The sequence below is a fragment of the Apibacter sp. genome, assembly GCF_025291155.1.
Classification (GTDB): Bacteria; Bacteroidota; Bacteroidia; order Flavobacteriales; family Weeksellaceae; genus Apibacter.
Genome location: NZ_JAMBJZ010000002.1, coordinates 14,306 through 39,877 on the forward strand (window position 1 = coordinate 14,306; position 25,572 = coordinate 39,877).

The window sequence follows — 25,572 nt, forward strand, 5'->3', positions numbered from 1 at the left end:
ATGAAGAAAAAAATCCTTGTAAAACAACATGATTTTAAAGATTGTGGAGCCGCATGTTTAGTTTCCATATGTGCTCATTATGGAAAATCTATTTCAATTGCTAAAGTACGTCAAATTTGCCATACCGATACCAGAGGAACTAACGTGCTTGGAATGATTCAAGGCCTTAATGATCTCGGTTTTAACGCAAAAGGTGTTAAGGGCGGTTTAGATTCAATTACCAAAATCCCTTTACCTTCTATCGCGCATATCATTTTAAACGAGACCATGCATCATTATGTAGTTATTTATAAAGTTTATAAAAATACTATATCCTATATGGACCCTTTTAAAGGAGAAATTGAGACAAAAACATTAGAAGAATTTTCAAAAATTTGGTCTGGCGTAATAATCTTACTGGAGCCAAATGAATATTTCGAACAACGCAATGAAAAAGTTAATATCTACATAAGATTTTGGAATTTAATTAATCCACATAAAGCTATATTATTACAATGTCTTTTAGGCTCCATAATTTATACAATTCTGGGTCTATCAATGCCTATTTATATTGAAAAAATAACAGACTATGTTTTAATTGATGGAAATTTAAGACTATTAAATATATTATCAGTCGGCATGATTATAATATTATTTTTTCAAATTTATATAAATAGTATTAAAAGCATATTAATGCTAAAAACGGGGCAAAAAATAGATAAACATTTAATTTTAGGATATTACAAACATCTTTTAGATTTACCTCAACGCTTTTTTGACACCATGAAAATTGGAGAAATCATATCAAGAATAAATGATGCTGTTAAAATTCGTTCTTTTATAAATGATGTTGCTATTCAGATATTTGTTAATTTCTTTACTATTATTTTTTCATTTATACTCATGTTCTATTATAATTGGAAATTGGCACTAATCATATCTTTAGTTATCCCTATATATTCTGTAATTTATTGGTTAACAAATAATAATAGCAAAAAAATTGAGCGTCAAGAAATGGAAAATTCTGCAGAGTTAGAGTCTCATTTAGTCGAATCTATTAATTCTATTACTACAATTAAACAATTTGGAATAGAAACTTTTGAAAACAATAAAACAGATAATCTTTTCACTAAACTTATTAATACAATTTATAAATCTGTATTAAATTCAATTCTTCCTATAAGCTCTACTGAATTTCTAACGAAAATTTTTACTATCATTCTTTTATGGATAGGATCAAGATATGCGATAAAACAAACCATTACACCAGGAGAATTATTATCGTTTTACGCTTTAATCGGTTATTTTAATACACCCTTATTAGAGTTAATTGGATTGAATAAAACAATTCAAAGTGCAATTATTGCTGCAGATCGTCTTTTTGAAATTATGGATCTTGAAAGAGAAGAAACTACTAATAATTTTGAATTAACAAGAGAAAACGTTGGCAACATAGAGTTTGATAAGATCACATTTAGTTATGGAAGCAAGGTTACTGTTTTCAAAGATTTTAGCTGCATTATCCCTAAAGGGAAAACTACTGCTATCGTTGGTGAAAGTGGATCCGGCAAAACCACTATAGCTTCTTTGCTTCAAAAATTATATCCTTTAAAAAGCGGCAAAATAAGAATAGGAAATTACGATTTAAATTATATTTCAAATTATTCACTTCGGAAATTAATTTCTACAGTACCTCAACAAATTGATCTATTTTCAGGAAATGTTATAGAAAATATAGCAATAGGTGAAGATTTCCCAGACATTCAGAAGATTATAAATATAACTAAAAATGTTGGAATTATAGAATTTATTGAAAATCTACCTAATGGTTTCAAAACCTATTTGGGTGAAAATGGCTCAATACTTTCAGGGGGACAAAAACAAAGAATTGCTATAGCTCGAGCTCTTTATAAAGATCCTGAAATTTTAATTCTAGATGAAGCAACTTCTTCATTAGATTCTGAGTCTGAGCAGATCATACAAAAAACATTACTTGACTTCAAAAGCATGGATAAAACTATGATTATTATAGCTCATAGATTAAGTACTATTGCTTTTGCTGATAATATAATTGTTATCGACAAAGGAAAAATAATAGAACAAGGATCGCATAAGGAATTAATTAATTTAGATGGAAAATATGCTTCTCTTTGGAAAAAACAAACATTGGTTATATAAAAAAATAAAGATTTATTTAGAACGTTTAGTGACGACCTACCTAATTGATCAATAAAATAACATTCTTTAAAAAAGGCTATAATTTTAATTATATGAAAAGATATTAAAATAATATTAGTTTTACTTAATTTTCAAATATAACTTTGATTATAATACCTAAACTACTGCTAAATGGTCCTCCAAAATATATATTTTATAATCAACTAATTGTAAAATTGAATGTAAATATTCTTATTTTTTCTTTACCATAGATCATTTCTCAATTATTTTGTATAAATCTAATTCAAAAAATAGATTTTTCATTATCTAAATTATCATTTGTTCCATTAACTAAATTTTTGATAAAGCAAGATAAATTATAGATAGTTTAAATATTTATAATTAGCATTAGTAAGTATCTAAGTTATTTCAGATCTCTTAAGATTATTAATAAATTTACTTTTTTCTTTTATATATAGGTACGGTGCTGCAAGCCTCTCCAAACATTAATGAGGAAGCCAGCGGTTTTAACTTTTGTATAAGTTGTATATATGCGTTTTGCGGAACCGGTTTACGAGAACATCCTTTAATAATAATTTTTTTATCTTGATATGTTTCTTTATCCATTTTTTCTATAATTTCAGTGTAAATATCTCTTTCAAGGTCTTCCAGTGTTCCGAATGATATCAACTTAGCTATTCCTGTTAAATAACTAGCAATTAACAAGTAAGACCAGGAAGGTATAATAACATCAGAAGAACAAATTATAGCGACATAGGTATTTTTATATATTTCCCAATCCAATTTTGAAAGTTTCTCACGAAAATCTTTTTCTTTAAGGACTAAACCTTCATATAGATAATCTTTTAAATCAAACAGTACTCTTTTTTCTTTAGGATAAAAATCTTCTAAATCAATGGTAATAAGCCCGCTTTTTTCTACTTTATTTATAATTTCATCCATCGTAAATTATTCATTTAATAAGTCAGGCCTTCTTTCTTTCGTACGTTTATAAGACATTTCATGTCTCCATTCATCTATTTTAGCAAAATTACCGCTTAATAGAATTTCGGGTACCTTTAAGCTTTTATATTCTTCCGGTCTTGTATATACCGGCGGCGCTAGCAAATCATCCTGAAAGGAATCATAAAGAGCTGATGTTTCATCATTTAATACACCTGGAAGTAACCTAACTACCGCATCTACTAAAACACATGCTCCAAGTTCTCCTCCGCTCAAAACGTAATCTCCTATCGAAATTTCCCGTGTTATAAACATATCTCGAACTCTTTGATCTACTCCTTTATAATGTCCGCAAAGTATGATAATATTTTCTTTTAATGATAAGGTATTGCAAGTCTTTTGATTCAAGGTTTCACCATCGGGAGTCATATAAATTATTTCATCATAATTTCTTTCTAATAATAATTTGGAAATGCATTTATCAATAGGTTCAATCATAAGGACCATTCCTGCTCCCCCTCCGTATTGGGTATCATCTACTTGACGATAATTTCCTTTCGCATATTCTCTTAAATCGTGAAAATGAATTTGTACGAGTCCTTTGTCTTGCGCTCTTTTCATAATGGATTGCTGTAAAGGACTTTTCAATAAATCCGGTACCACGCTTATTATATCTATTCTCATACTCTATTCTCTAATACAATTTTCAATAATTTATTGAACCTTATTTCTTTATTAATGAATTAGTATTGTTATTTTCTAGAAATAACAATTTTATTAAAATAGCTAATTAAATGTAATATTTTAATATTCTCTATTTTTCGAACTTAAACATTTTTTACCAATTTTTTGTTTCTTTTAGGTGAGTTATATGGGCTAAGTGATGATTACCATGCCAGGCATACGTTCCAATAGATTCTTTTATTGTAAATTCTTTATTAATTCCTGGGTGAATGAAAGTCTTCTTAAGATCTTCTTCTGTAAGTTGTTCTAATAAATATCCCCATCTTTCATGTACTCCTTCAACTATAGCTAAAGAAGAGGCTATTGGAAAATTTAGACTATCAGGCAATTCTGCCCATCGTTTCTCATAGTAAGGTTTAATTACAGGATTATTTTCAGTTAATGCTAATTTTATCCTGATAAACGAATTCATATGACTATCAGCCAAATGATGAATAACCTGCCTAACTGTCCATCCCTCTGGTCTATAAGGGGTATTCAACTGTTCCTCTTTTAGTTTTTGCACTTCTTTTCTTAATCTTTCAGGTAAAGATTTTATCTGAATAATCCACTGTTCCAATTCTTGTTGAGAAACATTTTCAGGCATTTCAAACTTACCTATCGGATATTTAAGTTTTTCAAGATTTAACATGTTTGTTATATTTTTATTTAAATAATTTCCATCTTGGTATAATTGGAACTAAGGCAAAACCGATAAATAAATATAATCCGTTAATAGCATCTAATTCTTCAAAGCCTAATGATAAATGAAATAAAATATCTAATATTAAAGTCAAGCCAAAGAGATATATTCCCATTTTGAAGAAATTAAAGGTAGCTATTGCACCTATGATCATAAGTATGCCTAAAACAATATTTGAGACAAAAAACCAAGTTGAGGCACCCGGAAAATATATTTTCATAAAACCTAAAATTCCGAGAAAAATAGGTATAAAGCCCATAAAACCCATATATAGACATGAAAATATAAATGTTACAGTTTTTTTTTCTTTTACCTGAAAATATTCCTTAGGACGTTTACCGAAAATTTCTTCATCAGAACTCATATTTTATCTATTTATAACCAAAGTAAATGTACAAAAAATTTATAGGGATATAACGAATACAGGAGGAATAATATTCCTCCTGTATTTATACTTCTTATCTCGTATCTAGATAATTTAAAATAAAAAATCGTAACCTTTCAGACTTAGTTTCTCATATTTTTCTGCATCAAACTTATATAACTTAGCAGATTTTCTAGACGTAGAATTATCTATTAAATCTGTTTCAATAATTAATTGAGAATTTACTATTTTTTTTCTGAAATTTCTTTTATCCATTTCTCGGTTTAAAGCGGTTTCATATAACTTTTGTAATTGAGATATGGTAAAATGTTCAGGCAACAAATAAAATCCTATTGGTCTTCTTTTTACTCTTCGTTTTAACCGTTCTTTTGCATAATCTATTATATCATTATGGTCAAAAGCCAAATCCGGAATTTTAGAGTATTCAACCCATTCTTCACCCCTATCCTTAGAATATTTTAGAAGCTCATCGTCTAGCTTCACTGTAGCGTAATAAGCTATATTAACTACTCTTCCTAAAGGATTTCTAAAAACTTTTGCAAAAGCTTTTAATTGTTCAACGAAGATATAATCTTTTTGTGTATGTAAAAACACTAATTTTTCTAAATTAGAATCAATACCTTCATGGGCTTTCACATATACAGAGGGCAGAAGTTGAGCGCCTTTAAATGGACCGTTATTTGTATCATTACTTAGTAAAATACGCAACCTTTCACCATCAAAACCAAACAAAACCAAAGAAACAGATATGGCTACCTTAAAATAAATTTCTTTTTCTTCAGGAAGCATTATTTTTATTTAAACAAAGCATCCATTAATCGGTTTTGATCGTTGATGCTTTCTTCTAGTGAAATCATACTTTCTGTTCTTAAAACATCGTCAATATCATCTATTTTATAAATAACATTTTTTGCATCTTCAGCATCTTTAGCGCTAATTTTACAATAAATATTATATTTCCCTGAAATTACATTCGCAGTTGTCACATTTGGAATAGCTGCTAATTTCTCTAATACGCTTTGAGTTTTACTTGATTTAGTCAACAAAATTCCTACATAAGCTATAAAGCTATATCCCAAAATATTGTAATCAATATTTAAACAAGTTCCTTTGATAACCCCTACATCTTCCATCTTTTTAACTCTTACGTGTATAGTTCCTGCGGATACATCCATTTTTTTTGCAATTTCAGTAAAAGGCATTCGGGTATTAATAGATAAAAATTGTAAAATTCTTTTATCAGTTTCATCTATATAAAATTTCTCTTTCATGGTAAAAACTTTATTGTTTGTTAATTTAATTTATCTTTATTTTACAAATATATAAAATTAATCTTCAACCTATGTATGTTTTTATACAAATTCTTTAAAATTTAAACAAAATCTCTACTAAATGAACAATTCTACTCATTGATTTTAAGTATAATTAATTTTATTTTTATCTTTGTTATCAAATTAATTGATAATAAGATATTTTTTTTAGTATTAATAATTTAGTTTTGAAAAAAATTATAAAAGAAATAAAATTATTTTTTATAGGTAAAACACCTGAATGTAAAAAAGGTACAGCTACATGGAAAGCTGAACTTTATGAAATTATTTTCGAATCTGATACGATTAGAGGTAAAATTTTTGATGTAATTCTTCTTTTTTTTATTACTCTAAGTACGCTCATTATTATGCTGGAAAGTGTTCCGGGAATTAGCTCGAAAATAGGATTTTGGCTTTATATTTTAGATTGGTGGGTCACTATTTCTTTTACTGTAGAATATATTTTAAGAATATCCACCGCAAAAAAAGCAAAAAAATATTCCACCAGTTTCTATGGAATTATCGATTTATTATCCATTATTCCTACCTATTTAAGTATATTTTTTGTAAAATCTCATTTTTTATCAATTATACGAATATTAAGACTTTTACGAGTATTCAGAATTTTTAAAATGGGAACGTATATTGATGAAAGCAATTCCCTTTTAATTTCATTGAAAAGAAGCAAACGCAAAATATTTGTGTTTTTATATTTTATTATAATCACAACGTTAATTTTAGGTTCTTTAATGTATGTAATTGAAGGCGGAAGAAATCGTAATAGCTTTTCCAGCATTCCTCAATCGATGTATTGGGCAGTAGTTACTTTAACAACGGTCGGGTATGGTGATGTAGCTCCTACCACTGTTTTGGGTAAAATTATCGCATCCGGTATTATGATCTTGGGATATTCTATTATTTCAGTTCCGGCGGGATTATTATCTGCTGAGTACAGAAGAAATAAGAAAAACGAATTAAATGTCAAAAAATGCAATTTTTGTAATACAATTAATAATGAAGCTGATGCTATTTACTGCAAACATTGCGGACATATTCTGAATGAACCTATAAAGGATAACGCAAATAATAACTGACTTTTTATAATTATATGTTTACCGACGAATATTATATGAAAATTGCTTTACAGCTTGCAAAAGAAGCTTTTTTCAAAGATGAAATACCGGTAGGTGCCCTAATTGTTGCCAATAATAAAATTTTAGCTAAATCATATAATTTAACAGAATTGTTAGTTGATGTTACCGCTCATGCGGAAATGCAAGCTATTACTGCTGCAAGTAATTTACTAGGGGCAAAATACCTTATAAATTGTACTTTATATGTTACTCTTGAACCCTGTACGATGTGTGCTGGAGCCTTATATTGGTCTCAAATAAGCAGGGTTGTTGTAGGTACCTCAGATAAAAATAGAGGTTTTTTGTCAAAAGGATTATCACTGCATCCGAAAACAGAATATGTATCAGGTATTTTAGAAAACGAATGCTCTTTATTACTTAAAAATTTTTTTGAGTCAAAAAGATAAAAATGTATTTGTTACATAAACAGTTTTACTATTGAATAAACAATCATTGCAAGTACTGCACTAACCGGAATGGTAAGCACCCATGCCCATAATAATTTAATAGTAATTCCCCAACGCACTGCAGATACCCTTTTAACCAAACCTACTCCTATAATGGATCCTGTTATAGTGTGGGTAGTACTTACCGGTATTCCCCAATGCTCACTTAAGAATAAAGTTATTGCTCCTGATATTTCTGCTGTAACTCCTTCTAAAGGAGTTACTTTCGTGATACGGGTTCCCATTGTTTTTATGATTTTCCATCCTCCCGACATAGTTCCCAATGCAATTGCTATAAAGCTACTTATAGGTACCCACCAATAATCTGTAGTGAAATGCTGGAATCGTTCAGCTGTTGTTAGGTTCATATATTCTATAGAATGAGCAATATTAACTTCATAATAGATAAATGCTGCTCCAATAATACCCATTACTTTCTGTGCATCGTTTCCTCCATGTCCAATGCTGAAAGCTGCTGATGAAACTAATTGTAATTTTTTAAACCATTTATCTGCTTTATAAGGATTGGCATTTCTACAAATATTCATAATTATTAATGTAATAATTGATGAAACTATCATTCCTATGACAGGAGCTATGAATATAAATAATATTATAGGTATTACGACCGGATAATTTATAACTGTTTGTCCTGCTTGACTAAATCCTCCTATATGGGCAACGGCCGCTCCTATAAATCCTCCGATTAATGTATGGGAAGAAGAAGATGGAATTCCGGCCCACCATGTAAATAAATTCCAAATAATTGCTGCTACCAGCCCTGAAAAAATAACTTCCAGAGTAATAAAATTTTCATGAACTGATTTTGCTATGGTATTTCCAATTTTAAATTCTCCAACAATATATAAGGAAACAAAATAAGCAACAAAATTAAAAAATGCTGCCCAAAGAACAGCTTGAAAAGGAGTTAATACTTTTGTCGAAACAATGGTGGCAATTGAATTTGCCGAATCATGAAACCCATTAATATAATCAAATATTAATGCTAATATCACGATAGTTACAAGTAAAGCCATAAAGTGTTTATGAGTATTTAACTAAGATAGATTCTATTATATTAGCTGAGTCTTCACATTTATCTGTAACGTCTTCTAAGTATTCCAATACGTTCTTCAATTTTATAATATCCAATACATCTCTTTTACTTTCAAATAATGCACCAATTTCCTTACTGAAAAAATCGTCAGCTACGTTTTCAATCCTATTTATTTCCACACAAGAAGCTAAAACTTCTTTAGGTTTTTTAAAATTTCTAAGATTATAAACTGCTTTTTGGAGCTCTAATACGCAATCATGGATAAGATTTGCAAAAGTAAAATAGGCCGGAATATAAGGTGACTTATATAGCATAATATATTTACATGATGCATATAATATATCTGCAATATCATCAAGTGCTGAAGTTAATTGATGGATATCCTCTCGATCGAAAGGGGTAATGAAATTTTTTCCTAATTCTATAAATATGCTGTGTGATAACTTATCATTAGCATGTTCATAATCTTCCATTTTCTTATAAAATGCCTCTGTTATAGTTTCTTGTGATTTCATCCCCTCTACCATATCTTTCGACATGGCAGCCAGATTATCAACAACTTGTTCGAATAAAGTATAGAAAACCTTATCTTTCGGTTGAAATAATCTAAAAAATGCACTAATACCCATAGCTTGCTTTTTAGTTTACTTTATGTAAGCAAATATATCGAATTTTAAATTAATCAATATATCTTTTTTTAAATTACACGATTTTCAAGTCTATGTATTTGTTTAAGAAGTTTATCCAACGTCATAATTTGATTAAATATTTCCAATCTTCTTTCTTCTGATATTTCACCGGAACTTAATTCTTTAGCTAATTTTTTATTTATTTCTGAAATTCTTATTGCTTTATATTTAAGAATTACATCTTTTGTATTTTTTGATAAATTTTGTTCTAACGTAGGAACATAAATTTCTTTAAGTTCCCAATTGTTACTAATTGAGTATTTCTTTAGCAATTTCCCTGCAGCAAATTGAGTGATATCATCTTCTTTTGATTTAACAAAATATTCTCCGGTTCTTAATTGATTATTTTCTATACCTTCGATTATTTCTAAATAAATCTTATTATAAAAATCTATGGTCAATTGCAAATCATCTTCTTTAAACCTCTGAACTATTTCTTCAATTACTGTTGTGGTATAAGGTTCTTCTTCCTCTAAATAACTTATTACTATTTGGTGATCTCCGTATGAAAGAAGCAATTCTAGAATATCTTCTTCAATTTTATAAGTAAAATCTATCTCTTCTTGTTGAGATTTATCAACGGGTTGCAATACAACTTGCTGTCTTTTATTACTACTGACTCCTGTTTGAGTATTTTGTTGGGTTAATTGGGCTAACTCACTAAATAATACTTGCTCTGAAATATCTAATATACGCGAGCATTCTTTTACATAAATCTCTCTTTGAATTAGATTTTTAATCAAAGCTATACTTCCAACAATGTCCCTAATTAATCCTGCTTTTTTTATCGGGTCTCCATTGGTTTCTCCTAGTAATATATCGGTTTTAAAGCGAATAAAATCTTTACTGTTTTCTTTAAAAAATAGTTCTATTTCATCAGCAGTATGTTTTCTCGCGAAGCTGTCCGGGTCTTCTCCATCAGGAAATAATAAAACCTTAACATTCATCTCTTGTTCAAGAATCATGTCTATGCTTCTAAAAGAAGCTTTTATTCCAGCTTGATCTCCATCATATAAAATGGTTATATTATTAGTTAACCTTTTTATTAGTCGTATTTGTTCGACAGTTAGTGAAGTACCTGAAGACGCTACTACATTTTTAATACCATTTTGATAGAGGGATATCACATCCATATAGCCTTCTACTAAAAAACAATTATCTTCTTTAATGATAAAAGACTTTGCATGAAATAATCCATATAGAACCTGACTCTTATGATAAATTTCACTTTCAGGCGAATTTAAATATTTAGATGCTTTTACGTTATTTTGTAGTATTCTTCCTCCAAAACCTAATACTCTTCCTGAAAAACTATGAATGGGAAAAATTACTCTTTCTCTAAAACGATCAAAACCTTTATCTGTTACATCTTTAAATATGGTTAAACCGGACTGTTCTAATATCTCTTTTTTATATCCCTTATTAAATGCGAATTGCGTAAAAGCTTCCCATTCCTTAGGGGAATAGCCTAATTGAAATTGCTTAATAATATCATCGCGTATACTTCTTTCTCTAAAATAAGAAATACCTATATTATTGCCCTCTTCGGTTTTCCAAAGTTGATTCTGAAAATATTCATTAGCTACTTCAGATAATTGATATAGGCTTTCTTTATTTAATTGAATTTCTTTTTGAGTTTCAGTCTGCTCTTTACTATCCTCCTCAATTTCAATATTATATTTTTTTGCCAGGTAACGTAATGCTTCTGGATACGTGTAATGTTCTTGTTCCATGATGAATGTAACCACATTACCTCCTTTTCCGGATGAAAAATCTTTCCAAATCTGTTTTGATGGGGAAACCATAAATGATGGAGTTTTTTCATCTACAAATGGGCTCAAACCTTTATAATTACTTCCCGATTTTTTAAGATTTATAAAATCGGAAATTACTTCTTCCACTCTGGCTGTAGAAAAAATCTTATCTATGGTCTCTTTGGAAATCATAAATACAAAAATACATTAATTTAAATTTATCGTCTGATAAGTTTCTTTACCTAATGCTACAAATTATGTTGACTTTTGTTTTAAAAATATTATATTATGATTGATATTTAATACATTGATGGTAATAGTAAAAGGAATATTAAATCTAAAGTTTTTAGATATATATTCATTTTAAGAAGTATTATTACTTCATTTTATTAAAGTCAATGGAGTAGTATCTTCTTTTAGTCAAATTTATAGTATTTAGTTATAAATTATTTTTGAATTATTTAATATTCAGTTTTCTTATAATAAAAAAGCATCTGAAGAAAAAATCAGATGCTTTACAATTTTTTTTATATATATGATAACTATTTTTTTCTTTCTGATTTATCTTGATCGGAAGTATTCCAAATTTTTAATTTATCGTTCTTAGAAATACCTTTAACTTGCACATATATCCCGTCAGATAACCCTAATTTAACATATACTTTTTTAAATTTCCCATCAGACTGTAAAACTTCCAAATAAGGTTTTTCTCCGTCAAATTGCATTAAAGCTTCTCTAATGGCTAAAATATTTTTTCTTTCACTAAGAATTACTTCTGCATTAGCACTATATCCAGCACGTATAGAAACACCTTCAGGAATTATAATATCTGCTTTGATTTTATATTTTACCGCTCCATTTTCTTCTTTACCTTGAGGGGAAATAAAAGTTAATCTTCCATTTATATCTTTATCTTGAAGAGCACCGATAATTATTTTAAGTTTCATTCCTTCGTGCATTTTTCCTGCATCAGATTCATCAACCTTACCTTCAAAAATCATCTTACTAATATCCGCTATACTTGCAATAGTTGTTCCTGCATTAAAAGTATTAGCTTCAATTACTTGGTCCCCTACTTCTACAGGGACTTCCAAAGCCTGTCCATTTGCCGTGGAACGAACTTGGATACTGGCTAAATCTTCTAATCCTGAAGTTATACCCGTTTTAGCAATATCATAATCTTTTTGAGCTTGATTTAGATTTTGCTTAGCTATTTTATATTCTGTTTCTGCGCTTTCGAAATCTTGCTTAGAAATAACTCCTTGACCAAACAAAAGCTTTTGACGATCGAAAACTTTTTTTTGATTAGCTAACTTAATTTCTGCAGAGTTAATATTTTGCATAGCTGTATTAACAGTAGATACCACCGGCACAACTTTAATGGTAGCCAATAATTGTCCTACTTTTACTTCATCACCCTCTTTTATATATATTTCTTTTATGATTCCCGAAATATTAGGTTTGATTTCAATCCTTTCTTTTGGGTTAATTTTACCGGTTGCCACAGCTTTTTGCTGAATAGTCATAATTACCGGAGACTCTGTCTCAAACTTATCATTCGACCGTGTATTGGTTATTATTACATACCAAATACAATACAATAAAAGTGCAATAAAAGCAATAGATAAAACTATTTTAAGAACTTTATTATTCATGATAACTAATTTCAATTATATTTGTATAATAATCTCAAAATTTGTTACGTAAAAAATAACTTTTTTAAGTTTTTTTCTACTTTACTTATTTTAGTTGTAAATATAGGATTCTTTTTTTATTTATCTCACATAATATCAGCAACAAACATTTATAGCAATCTAGATTCGGATAATTTTTTCTTTTATATATTTGTTGTTTGAAAATACATCCCTTATTTTAAATGGACCCTTCATTACCAAATAAAATTCTTGAATCTTATTGGGGATATAAAGAATTCAGGCCTCTTCAAAAAGAAATAATTCTTACAATTTTAGAAGCTACCGACACGGTTGCTCTACTACCTACAGGGGCAGGCAAATCAGTTTGTTACCAAATACCTTCCATTATAGCCCGGGGTACTTGCATTGTAATATCTCCCTTACTTGCTCTCATTAAAGATCAAGTTAGTTTATTAAAAAAGAAAATGATTCCAGCTGAATTTATTTCTTCCGAACAAACTCCTGATCAACAAATTTCAGTATTTAATAAATTAAAAAATAATGAATTAAAATTACTATATGTTTCCCCGGAGAGACTATTAAATAAAACATTTTTAGAAATCAGTAAAGACATTGAAATATCCTTTATCGCCGTAGACGAGGCACATTGTATCTCTGAATGGGGAAATGATTTTCGTCCGTCTTACCAACAAATTAAAAAATTTAGGGAACATATCGGATATCATATTCCATGCATGGCATTAACAGCCACTGCAACGCACAAGGTTCTTTCAGAAATAATAAAAAAGCTAGACTTAACTAATGCTCAAGTTTTTAAAAAATCATTTAAAAGAGAGAATCTTTCTTTACAAGTCATGAACATACATGATAAATTAGGACAGATTGAAAGAATATTACATCGTTATAAAGGATCAGGAATAATTTATTGCAGAACAAGAAATGAAACTAAAAATGTATATGAAACTTTAAAAAGAAAAGGGTTTGATGTTGACTTTTTCCATGCAGGTTTGCCTGCTTATGAAAAGATAAAAAAACAAAGGGAATGGACGGATAGTGACAGTAAAGTTCTAATTTCAACTAATGCATTTGGAATGGGTATCGATAAGGAAAATGTACGTGTTATTATTCATCTTTCCCCTCCATATTCTTTAGAAAATTATTACCAAGAAGTAGGACGTGCAGGGAGAGACGGACATTTATCACATACTTTTTTGTTATGGAATGAGCAAGAGTTTTCAGATATTTATTCTTCATTAACCCAAACTATTTCTTCTAAATCTGAATACAGCAAAATTTTACGTTATTTATTTTCAATGTTTAGCATTGTACCCAATGAATTACCTGAAAATATTTTTGATTTTGATTTAAATCTATTTCAACAGCGTACCCAAATAAGCAAAAATAAAATCATCCCTATATTAGAATTTCTTCATAATAGCTCTGTACTCCAGTGGAAATTTGAACCATCGGAAAGTCTGTTAAAAATAAATTTTCCCATTGAAAGATTAGATACAAATTTTTATGGTAAAGATTCTATTATATTGGAAAAAATAGCAAGAAAAATAACCGGCGTTTTTTCGTATCAAATTAAATTTGATGAAAAAAAATTAGCTGAAAGTCTTTTAATTCCTACTCATGACTTACATTCTATGCTAGTAAAATATAATCAAACGGGAGATATTTCCTATATAGATGGCAATAAACAAAAAATTCTTTTTCTTGAACCGAGAAATGATCAAATATTTTTAGGCAAATATTGGGATAAGTTTCAAGCAATCCAACAGAATAAATTAGTAAAATACAAGGAGCTGGAATTTTTTATAAAAAATAAAAAATATTGTAGAATGAGACTAATTCTGGGATATTTTAACGAAAAATCAAACCAGTCTTGTGATAAGTGTGATGTTTGTTGTGAATCTAAAATTGAAGGAGATTCTTACTTACTAGAGATTCTTAATTTTATAAAAAAAGAGCCTAGAAGTAGAGAGGACATTTATGCAGAATTTCAAAATATACCTTTTGAAAAAATTCATGAATATTTACAAGAATTGATTTCAGAGAATAGAATTAAAGCATTAAATTTCAATACTTATTCTATTTAATTCACATCAAAAGTTTAGAAAATTTCTCTTATTTATTTTTTACCTTTACTGGTATGAATATAGATATTGAACCATCCTGGAAAAATTTATTACAATCGGAATTTGAAAAACCCTATTTTTCTTCTTTAATAAATTTTGTAAAGCAGGAATATAAAGAACATACCTGTTATCCTAAAGGGAAAAATATTTTTAAAGCTTTTGAATTAACTCCATTCGACCGGGTTAAAGTAGTATTGTTAGGTCAAGATCCTTATCATGGAGAGGGACAAGCTATGGGATTATGTTTTTCTGTACCAGATGGAATTGTTTATCCTCCTTCTCTTAGAAATATTATTACCGAATTAAAGAATGATACCGGAGTAGAATTAAAATCGGGCGATTTAACTCCATGGGCAAAACAAGGAGTGTTTTTGCTAAACGCAACTCTTACTGTGCGGGCTCACCAAGCCGGTTCTCATCAAAAAAAAGGATGGGAAACCTTTACTGACTCAGTGATTCATAAAATATCTTCAGAAAAAGAGCATGTTGTTTTTATATTATGGGGAAGCTATGCACAACAAAAAATTGATTTAATTGATACTCACAAACATTGTATTATAAAATCAGTTCATCCTTCTCCTTTATCTGCACATAGAGGTTTTTTCGGCTCAAGACCTTTTAATCGTACGAATGAATATTTAGTTTCAAAAAAAATAAAACCTATTCAGTGGTAATGCTGAATAGGTTCTTTATTTTATTGGAATAAATATATTTTATTCAATTATTTTTTAAGTTCTTTTTCTAATTCTCTCATTAATTTCCTTTCATTTTTCTTGTACAATTTTTTCTCCTTCCTAGTCATATCTTCATAATTTTTTTCAAAAAAATCAGAAGTATCCCCTACTTCTTCACCTATAACCTGTATTTGTTCAATTCCATCTTCTCCAATAGTTGAAATTATTTTTTTATCCTCTTCCACTTCTACATTATCTTCTTTTCCTTCATTAGGTATAGAAACTTCAATTTTTTCATCTCTTTCAATTTGCGGAGCAGGTCGGACAATTGATTCTATCTCTATCGTTTTTTCTTCAGTTCGCGGAGCAGGATTAACAATTGGTTCCATTTCTACTGCTTTTTCTTCAATTTGAGGAGCAGGGCGAACAATTGATTTTATCTCTATCGTTTTTTCTTCAGTTCGCGGAGTAGGATTAACAATTGGTTCTATTTCTACTGTCTTTTCTTCAATTTGAGGAGCAGGACTAACAATTGGTTCTACTTTTACCGTTTTTTCCTCAATTTGAGGAGCAGGACTAACAATTGGTTCTATTTCTATCGTTTTTTCTTCAATTTGAGGAGCAGGACTAACAATTGGTTCTACTTCTACCGTTTTTTCTTCAATTTGAGGAGCAGGACTAGAAATTTCCTCTATTATTTCTTCTGATCCGAAAGCTTCATTTGAATTTTTTTGTTCTTGATTTATTTTAACCTCCGGAGCAGATAAAAATTCCTTCGATTTATCTTCAACTACATTAGCTTCCTCTATTTGAATTTCTATTTCTTTTTCCGGCGAAACAACTTCTTGTTTTTCTTCAACAATTTCTTCCGGAACCTCATTTACAACAGTTGAAGCTTCATTTACTTCAGTTAATTTTTCTGGTTTCTTTTCTTCTCTTTTATTTATTACAGGCATTTCCTCTGCTTTCGGCAAAGTAGAAACTTCTCTTTCTAATTCGGTTTTTACGATTGTTCCATCAATCAATTTCCAATATCTGTTTCCAGCTTCATCTTGTACAATTACCACTTCATTTGGTGAAGTAAACGTTGGGACTACCGATTTTTTAGTCTTTATTATATTAATTTTTTCATCTTTTCCATACGCAAATGCATAGCCATTACTTGTACTTCCCTCCAATGAACCCCTATAAACTAAGATATTTTCTCCATCTTGCTTAAAATAAACATCTTGTTCAGATGTTTCTTTTACTTTTCCTCTTTGAGCGTATGCTGAAAGCGTAAGTAGTAGAAGAAAAACAGTATAATTTTTTTTCATTGTTGTTTACTTATTTTAATTAAAAAATATAAATTTTTCAAGTTACTAATATACATCTTTATTTAATAATTACATATTTTTTTATTTATCAAGGTCATTTATATTATTTTTTTTTGAAATAAAAATTATTTACTATTTGTTTTTAAATCATCGTTATAAGGCAATGTACCTTTATTTTTTTTCAACTTAAAATTCTTAAAATCCTCAGATGATTCGATTCCATTAAACGAAATATTGGTAGTAATTCCGTCTGCTCTATAAATTTTTACTGTATCATTAGAAAAAATTTTCCTTTCTTTCTTATTCCAAAATATCTCATTGGTTTTTAAGGTATCCTTATCCGAGTTAATGATCACTACATTCTTACGAGCCTCATACCAACCCGTAGATTCAATTATTTTAGCATAATCAGCCTTTAAATGTCCGGGATCTTTATCTTTTTGATAAAAATCCAGATCCAGCCCTTTAGGAAAAACAGTATAGGGAGTTGGAACAAATTCATATTCCTCCATAAGGGGAGCTCTTAATTTAATAACTGCATAAATTGAATCAGTCAATGTTATCGTAGCATTATATATTTTTCTTGAAGCAAAATTTGTATTTTTCCCCCCTCTATTTTCTCCTTTTTCATCTGAACAAGAGGCATAAATAAATATAAAAATGATTAGAAATATCCAGTTCTTTATATCTTTAATTTTTAGTACCATAAATAGATGAAAGGAATATTAAATTTGAAAAATTCTAATCGTATTGTCTTTTTCTAAACCAAAGATCATCAAAATTAAACCCTACCTTAAAATTAACAAAGTTTTCCTTAATTAACCCATTTGATTTAGTTCCTCTTTGCCCTAATTCAATTCCTAAATTAAGCATGGAAGGATCATATTTACCCCTCTTTCCTAAAGGTAATCCTAGTCCAGCTGTTAATGCATATTGGTTGATAGTTTTATTATTTACGTCAAGCCCTGTATTTTCATAATACACACCATAACGATAAACAATTTTTTCAAAATAAGATCTAAAACCATTTATATTTGGAAGATACCATCCACCTACAGCTACACGATATTTATTTTTATAATTAAAATTATCTTCCGGTATTTTCAATTTAAATTGATCAGTAAATTTAAAATCTGCACCTAAAGACCATTTATGTTCTTTTCCATAAGAAACCCCGAACGAATACGATGATGGTAATTTTGCATCATGGGTTCCTTTAACATAATTTAATGTATCAACAGTGATTTTTTCATTATTATTGTTATAATTATAAGTTGAATAAAGATAATTTACATCTGCATCTATATTATGTCCTATATTATAGGTCGCTCCGATTTTTAATATATGATTATCTTTTAATTTTTTATGATAAGCAACCCCTAACGTATAATCGAAGAAACCGTATTCTTGTTTATTAAAAATACCTGAAATTAAATTTGCATTTTGTAAAGATATTTCTTGATCTTTTTTCAAATCTCCCCATACATAACCAATTTTAGCTCCTAAAGAAAATTCCTCAGATATATTGTAGGAATACATTCCACTAAATGCATTGAGTCCACCCCTTCCTTTAAATAAGGATCTTTGGTTTACTATCCCTAAATTTTCCATATTTATATCATACCCTATATTGGTATAAGGTTGTAAGTTAACCCCAACTCTCGATTTGTTACCAACTGGAAAAGCTAAGGATAGATTGGCCAAATAAGTTGTAGATCGATCACTACTTACATTTGAAGTCTTTGCATTAGTATAATCGGTATTAATTACAATATTGTAACTAGTGTACCTTAAATTTCTATTAGCTGCCGGATTAATAAAGTTAGCTTCATTATTAAAATCTGAAATATAAGATGTACCTAAACCTCCCATCGATGAAATCACGATATCGGAATTAGTTTTACTTTCCCCTAATCCAAATGAAGAATAAGGTGAAGTAGAAGTTTGCTGAGCATAAATTACATTCAGAAAAATAATAAATGATAATATTGAGAAAATTTTAATTTTCATTCAGTGCGTTTTTATACAATATACAAATATGTTAATAATGTATCGATTATAAAAATAATTGTAAGTAAAAATTCTTAGCAAGAATAAAGAAGTAATAAAAAATTGATTTTTTTTTGAAAAATATTTTGTCATTAAAAAATATGTCCTATATTTGCAATCCCAAATGAGAGGTACCTTAGCTCAGTTGGTAGAGCAAAGGACTGAAAATCCTTGTGTCCTTGGTTCGATTCCAAGAGGTACCACTTCATAAATCCATAATCAATTCGTTAAGAAAAAGATTATGGATTTTTTTATTTAACGAATTTTTATCAATTTTATTTTCATGTAAATTTTTTAAAAAATTTAATTGCATTTTAAAGATTAAATCAGCTTTTTGCAAGTTCATTCTTAAACTCTTTTTCTGACATTAACAAAATCTCTATAAACTCTTGACAAGTTTGCCAATTGAAAATTTTAATTCTACAATATAATTCCAATTCTATCAGATTTAAAATAAATCAGTTATTTTCTTTTCGATAAAATGTAGATCACTTTCATAATTCCTTTTATCATTCATTTTTATTTTAAATAATATTTAATTATTTTTTTGCTTATTTTATTGAATTTTGGAATAAAATTAGATTATCATATTTATTATAATCTTAACTCTTAGAGCTAAAAAATACAATAAATATTTTTAAAGCATAGCTCTCATTAAATTATATTAATTATGAATAACATAAGCATTTTCGTTTTTTTAGCAGGAATAATTATATTAAATCTAATAGCTTTTTTGCTGGGAAATTTATATTGTTTTGTTCCAACTTGGTTAAATTATACTATGGTTGGAGTTGAATTATTCTGCCTTTTACTGAGTATATATGCACGCATGAAAGACTTTAAAAATATAGATGCTTCTATAGGTATTATCCTTAATATTTTTCTTACAATTTTATTAGTTTGCCATATGATACTATATAAATCATCCAGTTAAAACAAAATTGAATTATCTATAAAGTAATTTAGAAAACGTATTTTTGCTTTTCTATTTTTAATCTATGAATTATCTTTCAGTAGAAGACATTAGTAAGTCTTATGGTATAAGAACTTTATTTTCGAATGTTTCTTTTCATGTAAATGAAGGAGATCAAATTGCATTAGTTGCCAAAAACGGAAATGGAAAAACTACTTTATTAAAAATCCTAGCTGGGATTGAAGTTCCCGATTCTGGAACAGTATTGCTTAATAAAGACAGTAAAGTAGTTATGTTTGAACAATCGGAAAGTTTCGATGGAGAAGTAACTGCTGAAGAATATATATTTTCTCATTCAAATCCTGTTTTGGATATTGTTCATCAATACGATAAGATGGTGCAGAGCGATCCATCCAACCCCCAATTATTAAGACTTATTGAAAAAATGGATCAATACGATGGATGGAAAGTGGAACCTGTTATTCAGGAAATAATTTCTAAATTAAAAATTGATTTTCTTACACAAAAAATAAAAAATTTATCCGGAGGCCAGCAAAAAAGACTTTCACTTACCAAATTTTTAATTGATATAAGTTTTGAAAAAGGAAATATTTTATTAATACTTGACGAACCTACCAATCATTTAGATATTGAAATGGTTGAATGGTTGGAATTCTTTCTTAACAAGGAAAATAAAACTCTAATTTTGGTTACTCATGATCGTTACTTTCTTGACGCAATTTGTACACGAATCTTTGAATTGGAAGATGGAGTCATATATTCACATTCCGGAGACTATGAAACTTATGTAACAAATAAATCCTTACGAATTGAGAATCAATTAGCCCAAACGGATAAAGCAAAGAATTTATATCGTAAAGAATTAGAATGGATGAGACGGCAACCTCAAGCCCGAACATCCAAATCTAAAAGTAGAATTGAAAGCTTTTATAAAACGGAAGAAATCGCAAAAAAAAGCATATCGGATACAAAAGTTCAATTAGACATGCAAATGACTCGACTTGGGAAAAAAATTATTGAAATGGAGCATGTTTCTAAACATTTTGGAAATAAAGTAATTTTAGATAACTTTTCATATTCCTTTGCTAGAGGAGCGAAAATCGGAATAATAGGAAAAAATGGGGTAGGTAAAACAACTTTTTTAAAAATACTTGAAAAACATGAGCAATTTGATTCAGGAACCATAGAATGGGGCGAAACCTTAAATATCGGGCATTTCAAACAAGAAGGTCTTTCATTTAAAGAAGACCAAAGAGTAATTGATTTTGTGAAAGATATTGCAGATTATTTTCCTTTATCTAATGGAAAACAAATTACTGCCAGCCAATTTTTAGAAATGTTTCTTTTTACACCTGAAACTCAATATACCTATATTTCCAAATTGAGTGGAGGAGAGAAAAAGAGATTACAATTATTATCAATCTTATTTAGAAATCCAAATTTTCTAATTCTAGACGAACCTACTAATGATCTGGATTTACCAACCCTAACCGTTCTCGAGAGTTTTTTAAATGAATACCAAGGATGCGTATTGATTGTTAGTCACGACAGGTATTTTATGGACAAAGTAGTTGATGAACTAATGATCTTTGAAGGAAATGGAAAAATATCTCAATTTATAGGAAATTACACTCATTATTATTTAAAATCTAAAGAAAAAAATTCTGAAACTGTTAAAGATACATCTAAAAATGAAATAAAAGATATAAATACAAAAATTAACAAAACTCCTAAATTATCTTTTAAAGAAAAAAAGGAATTAGAAATGTTGGAAAAAGAAATTCCTAACTTGGAAAAAGAAAAAAATAAATTAACTGAAAAATTATCTTCTTTAAATTTAAGTTTCGAAGAAATTCAAGAAATCAGTAAACAATTAGAAAATTTAATACAGAAATTGGATTCTAAAGAAACACGATGGCTGGAACTTAGTGAACTTAAATCATAGAGTTATAGTAATTTTACGATTAGTTTTTACGATACCACATGCCCTAAACGCGAAAGTTTTTGATGGTTAATAATTTTTATTCTTCTGCCTTCCACTTCAATAAGTTCATCGTTTTTGAATTCTGAAATTAAACGGATGGCACTTTCTGTAGCTGTACCAATCAAATTTGCCATTTCTTCACGCGTTAAGTTTATTTTAATAAATCCTTCATGATCAACATCAAGTTTCTTTTCTAAAAAAAGTAAAATTACCGCCAGCCTTTCACGTACAGTGTTTTGCGCCAATAGAGTAATCGTTTTTCCCGCTTCACCTAAATGCTGAGAAATCTTTTTTAATACATCAAAGGCAACTTTTGAACTCACTTCTAATAAACGGTGAAAAATAATTTCAGGGATGTAAACAGCGGTAATATCATCGATAACTGTACAAGAGGCACTGAAGGTTTCTCCTCCTAATAAAGATCGGTATCCGACTATTTCTCCTTTTTTGACGAAACGAAGTATTTGCTCTTTACCATTAAATCCTCTTTTATAAATTTTCCCGGTTCCACTTAAAATTCCATATATACCGGTAGGCTTATATCCTTCATGTATAATTTCCTGACCTTTTTCATATCGAATCTCCTTCATTTCCTTATCTAGAATATTACACTCATCTTTAGTAAATTTACTAAGAATTTCTTTATTTTTTAATTCTGATATAATTAAGTCTACTGAATTTTTAGGCATGATATTACTCATATTTTTAACAAATTATGCACAAAAATAATACTTTAATTTTAAATAAAAGGATATAACTTTGTACATCCAGGACTAGAATTTTTTATATGAGTGAGCATTGTTTTCATTGTGGACAAACTATCGAGAATAATATAAAAATTGATTTTGATAATAAAATATTTTGTTGTAATGGATGTAAGTCCGTGTACGAAATTTTAAATCAAAATAAGCTGGAAAACTACTACAGTCTCAATTCAAATGCAGGAATAAAACCTGAAAAAGGTCAAAATTATTTTGAATTTTTAGACACTCCTCAAATTTTTAATAAGATTATCGATTATTCGGAAGACGGAATAACACTGATTACTTTTAAAATACCGGCAATTCATTGCAGTGCTTGTATATGGCTATTGGAAAGCATAAAGGGAATCAACAAAAAAATTATTTATTCTACGGTTAATTTTTCCGCAAAAACAGTTCAAATAGCTTATAGAAATGAATCGTATAAATTAAGTGAATTGGCTCATTTTCTTACAGATTTAGGTTATAAGCCCGTAATTAATTTTGAAACTACAGAAAAAAAACATGAAAAAGTTGATCACACTCTACTCATAAAAATCGGTATCGCAGGATTTGCTTTTGGAAATATTATGTTATTAGCATTTCCTGAATTTCTTGAAAATGAAAAAGACCTATGGTTACAACAATACAGCTACTTTTTCAGAATTCTTATGTTTCTTTTTTCTCTACCTGTAGTTTTTTATTGTGCTTCAGATTATTATAAATCTGCATGGGGTGCTTTAAAGCATGGCGTTTTAAACATTGATTTCCCGATTGTTATTGGAATTATCGCCTTATTTTCGCGAAGCTGTTTTGAAGCATATACAGGGATCAGCAACGGCTATTTTGATTCACTCTGCGGACTTCTGTTTTTTATGCTTCTAGGAAAATATTTTCAGCAAAGAACCTATAAATCATTAGCATTCGATCGGGATTATAAATCTTTTTATCCTATTGCAGTTACCAAAATTGGTCCTAATACTAGCCAGGAAAATGTTCTTATTTCAAACTTAAAAATTGGAGACCGTATTCTAATCCGAAATCAAGAAATAATTCCTGCAGACTCCGTTTTAATTCATGGAGAAGGCTTTATAGATAATAGTTTCATCACTGGAGAATCTAAACTCATTGAAAAGAAGGTCGGAGAAAAAATATATGCCGGAGGCAAACAGTCCGGCACTACTATTGAGCTAGAAGTCATTAAAGAAGTTAACCAAAGCTACCTCACTCGTTTATGGAACAATGAAGCGTTCAAAAAAGATTCTTCCACCATTGAATCTATTACTAATAATATAAGTAAATACTTCGTTATTGTACTACTAATTATCACAATTTTAAGCGGTTTATATTGGTACTTAATTGAAAAAAGTCCTTCACAAATGTACCAAGTTATCACAGCTATATTGATCGTTGCCTGTCCTTGCGCTTTAGCTCTTTCAGCTCCATTTACCATAGGGAATATAATGAGGGTTTTCGGTAAAGAAAAATTTTATGTAAAAGATGCCATTACTGTAGAAAAGTTAGCAAAAATAAATCATATAGTTTTCGATAAAACAGGAACACTCACTATAAATAAAGCCAGTAAAATCAGCTATACAGGTAATGAATTAACTACTAAAGAATTAGAAAATTTAAAAGCTTTATTACAAAATTCCAATCACCCACTAAGCAGATCGCTTTATGAATACATATCGATGTCTTCTGAATTTATACCTGTTAAATTGTATGAAGAAATTCCCGGAAAAGGTATAAAAGGAAATGTTAATGGAATGTTCTTTAAAATAGGTTCTTCCGATTTTGTAGGAGCTAAAAAAAAGATAAGTTCAGATACTTCTGTTCATATCTCCATTAACGATATATATAAGGGGCATTATATCTTTAAAAATCAATATAGAAAAGATTTAAAAGAAACAATAAACGCTCTTAACAATTATAAAATTTCTCTATTAAGCGGAGATAACGATTCCGAAAAATATAGATTAGAAAAAATATTTTCACCAGAAACAATTTTAAAATTTAATCAATCTCCTCAAGACAAATTGGACTACATTAGGGAATTACAAGAAAAAGGCTATCATGTGATGATGCTCGGTGATGGACTAAACGACGCTGGAGCTTTGAGACAGTCTAACGTAGGTATCGCTATATCAGACGACATTAATAGCTTTACCCCTTCTTCAGATGCTATTTTAGATGGAAATAATTTTTCTTATCTACCTTCCTATCTTAAATTATCAAAAAAAGCATTAGGTATAGTATCCCTATGTTTCGTTATTAGTTTCTGTTATAATATTATCGGATTAAGTTTTGCTGTTTCAAATAAGCTTTCTCCATTAGTTGCTGCTATACTCATGCCACTAAGTTCCATATCCGTTGTAACATTTACTACCTTAGTAAGCAGAATTATTGGTTACAAAATGTTTATCCATAAATGAAATAAATTTACCACATCCCAAGTAAGTTATTGTACCTATACCTAGCCTTAATTTAGAAATATTCTAAATTAAACATCCGATGTAAAAATATGTAACAAATCATTATCATTCATATTAAATAAAATGTATTTTTGTTCAGTCAGTATGGAAATATTATATTTAATGATATTATGCAGCCTTTCGTTAGCCATTATATTTTTGGTTCTTTTTATCTATGGAATAAAGAAAGGACAATTTGACGATGACGAATCACCTGCCGTGCGAATATTATTCGATTCCAATGACGATAATATAAACGAAGAACAAAAAAATAATAAATAAGAAAATAATAAAGTAACTACATAC

At 28.9% G+C, this 25,572-nt stretch carries 23 protein-coding genes and 1 tRNA gene; 10 read left to right on the top strand and 14 right to left on the bottom strand.

Annotated features, from left to right (window positions below; genetic code table 11):
* Positions 1-2,157 (top strand): peptidase domain-containing ABC transporter, encoded by a 2,157-nt coding sequence (locus M3Z80_RS00480; RefSeq protein WP_293916474.1) that lies wholly within the window; start codon positions 1-3, stop codon positions 2,155-2,157.
* A gap of 435 nt (positions 2,158-2,592) precedes the next feature.
* On the opposite strand, the gene M3Z80_RS00485 is transcribed toward M3Z80_RS00480, so the two are convergent.
* From M3Z80_RS00485 to M3Z80_RS00510, 6 genes are all read right to left on the bottom strand, one after another.
* A complete protein-coding gene (locus M3Z80_RS00485) occupies positions 2,593-3,099 on the bottom strand; it encodes a DUF2480 family protein (protein ID WP_293916476.1) in 507 nt (168 codons plus the stop codon).
* Between the two features lie 6 nt (positions 3,100-3,105).
* Positions 3,106-3,783 carry a tRNA (guanosine(37)-N1)-methyltransferase TrmD gene (gene trmD, locus M3Z80_RS00490; RefSeq protein WP_293916478.1) on the bottom strand — a complete coding sequence of 226 codons (678 nt, stop codon included), beginning with the start codon at positions 3,781-3,783 and terminating at the stop codon, positions 3,106-3,108.
* A gap of 154 nt (positions 3,784-3,937) precedes the next feature.
* The gene (locus M3Z80_RS00495) at positions 3,938-4,474 is read right to left on the bottom strand and encodes a YfiT family bacillithiol transferase (RefSeq protein WP_293916480.1); all 537 of its coding nucleotides are present in this window, start codon (positions 4,472-4,474) and stop codon (positions 3,938-3,940) included.
* 13 nt (positions 4,475-4,487) lie between these two features.
* Positions 4,488-4,889, bottom strand: a complete 402-nt coding sequence (locus M3Z80_RS00500; protein WP_293916481.1) for a hypothetical protein — start codon at positions 4,887-4,889, stop codon at positions 4,488-4,490.
* A gap of 114 nt (positions 4,890-5,003) precedes the next feature.
* Positions 5,004-5,699, bottom strand: a complete 696-nt coding sequence (locus M3Z80_RS00505; RefSeq protein WP_293916482.1) for an NUDIX hydrolase — start codon at positions 5,697-5,699, stop codon at positions 5,004-5,006.
* A gap of 5 nt (positions 5,700-5,704) precedes the next feature.
* A complete protein-coding gene (locus M3Z80_RS00510; protein WP_293916484.1) occupies positions 5,705-6,181 on the bottom strand; it encodes an Lrp/AsnC family transcriptional regulator in 477 nt (158 codons plus the stop codon).
* Positions 6,182-6,408: 227 nt separating this feature from the next.
* Between M3Z80_RS00510 and M3Z80_RS00515 the strand changes: the two genes are divergently transcribed.
* Both M3Z80_RS00515 and M3Z80_RS00520 read left to right on the top strand, forming a co-directional pair.
* Positions 6,409-7,314, top strand: coding sequence for an ion transporter (locus M3Z80_RS00515; RefSeq protein WP_293916486.1), 906 nt, complete (start codon positions 6,409-6,411; stop codon positions 7,312-7,314).
* Positions 7,315-7,328: 14 nt separating this feature from the next.
* Positions 7,329-7,760, top strand: a complete 432-nt coding sequence (locus M3Z80_RS00520) for a nucleoside deaminase (protein WP_293916487.1) — start codon at positions 7,329-7,331, stop codon at positions 7,758-7,760.
* 11 nt (positions 7,761-7,771) lie between these two features.
* Here M3Z80_RS00520 and M3Z80_RS00525 read toward each other — a convergent pair whose 3' ends face one another.
* From M3Z80_RS00525 to M3Z80_RS00540, 4 genes are all read right to left on the bottom strand, one after another.
* Entirely contained in the window at positions 7,772-8,836 is a 1,065-nt protein-coding gene (locus M3Z80_RS00525) for an inorganic phosphate transporter (RefSeq protein ID WP_293916489.1), read from the bottom strand.
* A gap of 7 nt (positions 8,837-8,843) precedes the next feature.
* Positions 8,844-9,485: a DUF47 domain-containing protein gene (locus tag M3Z80_RS00530; RefSeq protein WP_293916490.1), complete on the bottom strand. Its 642-nt coding sequence runs from the start codon at positions 9,483-9,485 to the stop codon at positions 8,844-8,846.
* A 68-nt stretch (positions 9,486-9,553) separates the two neighbouring features.
* A complete protein-coding gene (gene dnaG / locus M3Z80_RS00535) occupies positions 9,554-11,491 on the bottom strand; it encodes a DNA primase (protein ID WP_293916492.1) in 1,938 nt (645 codons plus the stop codon).
* A gap of 350 nt (positions 11,492-11,841) precedes the next feature.
* On the bottom strand, positions 11,842-12,954 hold the full coding sequence (locus tag M3Z80_RS00540; RefSeq protein ID WP_293916494.1) for an efflux RND transporter periplasmic adaptor subunit: 1,113 nt from the start codon (positions 12,952-12,954) through the stop codon (positions 11,842-11,844).
* Between the two features lie 221 nt (positions 12,955-13,175).
* Between M3Z80_RS00540 and M3Z80_RS00545 the strand changes: the two genes are divergently transcribed.
* Positions 13,176-15,056 carry a RecQ family ATP-dependent DNA helicase gene (locus M3Z80_RS00545; protein WP_293916496.1) on the top strand — a complete coding sequence of 627 codons (1,881 nt, stop codon included), beginning with the start codon at positions 13,176-13,178 and terminating at the stop codon, positions 15,054-15,056.
* Between the two features lie 53 nt (positions 15,057-15,109).
* Positions 15,110-15,769 (top strand): uracil-DNA glycosylase, encoded by a 660-nt coding sequence (locus M3Z80_RS00550; RefSeq protein WP_293916498.1) that lies wholly within the window; start codon positions 15,110-15,112, stop codon positions 15,767-15,769.
* Between the two features lie 47 nt (positions 15,770-15,816).
* Here the strand turns inward: M3Z80_RS00550 and M3Z80_RS00555 are convergent, their stop codons facing one another.
* The 3 genes from M3Z80_RS00555 to M3Z80_RS00565 all read right to left on the bottom strand — a co-directional run bounded on the left by M3Z80_RS00555 (position 15,817) and on the right by M3Z80_RS00565 (position 19,095).
* Complete coding sequence (locus M3Z80_RS00555; RefSeq protein WP_293916500.1) at positions 15,817-17,085, bottom strand: hypothetical protein; 1,269 nt, start codon at positions 17,083-17,085, stop codon at positions 15,817-15,819.
* A 125-nt stretch (positions 17,086-17,210) separates the two neighbouring features.
* Positions 17,211-17,792: an LPS export ABC transporter periplasmic protein LptC gene (lptC, locus tag M3Z80_RS00560; protein ID WP_293916502.1), complete on the bottom strand. Its 582-nt coding sequence runs from the start codon at positions 17,790-17,792 to the stop codon at positions 17,211-17,213.
* 34 nt (positions 17,793-17,826) lie between these two features.
* Positions 17,827-19,095 (bottom strand): OmpP1/FadL family transporter, encoded by a 1,269-nt coding sequence (locus M3Z80_RS00565; RefSeq protein WP_293916504.1) that lies wholly within the window; start codon positions 19,093-19,095, stop codon positions 17,827-17,829.
* A gap of 169 nt (positions 19,096-19,264) precedes the next feature.
* Between M3Z80_RS00565 and M3Z80_RS00570 the strand changes: the two genes are divergently transcribed.
* The 3 genes from M3Z80_RS00570 (at position 19,265) to M3Z80_RS00580 (ending at position 22,013) form a co-directional block, all read left to right on the top strand.
* A tRNA-Phe gene (locus M3Z80_RS00570) sits at positions 19,265-19,337 on the top strand.
* Between the two features lie 467 nt (positions 19,338-19,804).
* On the top strand, positions 19,805-20,068 hold the full coding sequence (locus M3Z80_RS00575) for a hypothetical protein (RefSeq protein WP_293916506.1): 264 nt from the start codon (positions 19,805-19,807) through the stop codon (positions 20,066-20,068).
* A gap of 64 nt (positions 20,069-20,132) precedes the next feature.
* Complete coding sequence (locus M3Z80_RS00580) at positions 20,133-22,013, top strand: ABC-F family ATP-binding cassette domain-containing protein (RefSeq protein WP_293916508.1); 1,881 nt, start codon at positions 20,133-20,135, stop codon at positions 22,011-22,013.
* Between the two features lie 26 nt (positions 22,014-22,039).
* On the opposite strand, the gene M3Z80_RS00585 is transcribed toward M3Z80_RS00580, so the two are convergent.
* Entirely contained in the window at positions 22,040-22,753 is a 714-nt protein-coding gene (locus M3Z80_RS00585; protein WP_293916510.1) for a Crp/Fnr family transcriptional regulator, read from the bottom strand.
* An 86-nt stretch (positions 22,754-22,839) separates the two neighbouring features.
* Between M3Z80_RS00585 and M3Z80_RS00590 the strand changes: the two genes are divergently transcribed.
* Both M3Z80_RS00590 and ccoS read left to right on the top strand, forming a co-directional pair.
* Positions 22,840-25,227: a heavy metal translocating P-type ATPase gene (locus tag M3Z80_RS00590; protein WP_293916512.1), complete on the top strand. Its 2,388-nt coding sequence runs from the start codon at positions 22,840-22,842 to the stop codon at positions 25,225-25,227.
* 144 nt (positions 25,228-25,371) lie between these two features.
* Positions 25,372-25,548, top strand: a complete 177-nt coding sequence (gene ccoS, locus M3Z80_RS00595; RefSeq protein WP_293916514.1) for a cbb3-type cytochrome oxidase assembly protein CcoS — start codon at positions 25,372-25,374, stop codon at positions 25,546-25,548.
* The last annotated feature ends 24 nt before the right edge of the window (positions 25,549-25,572 follow it).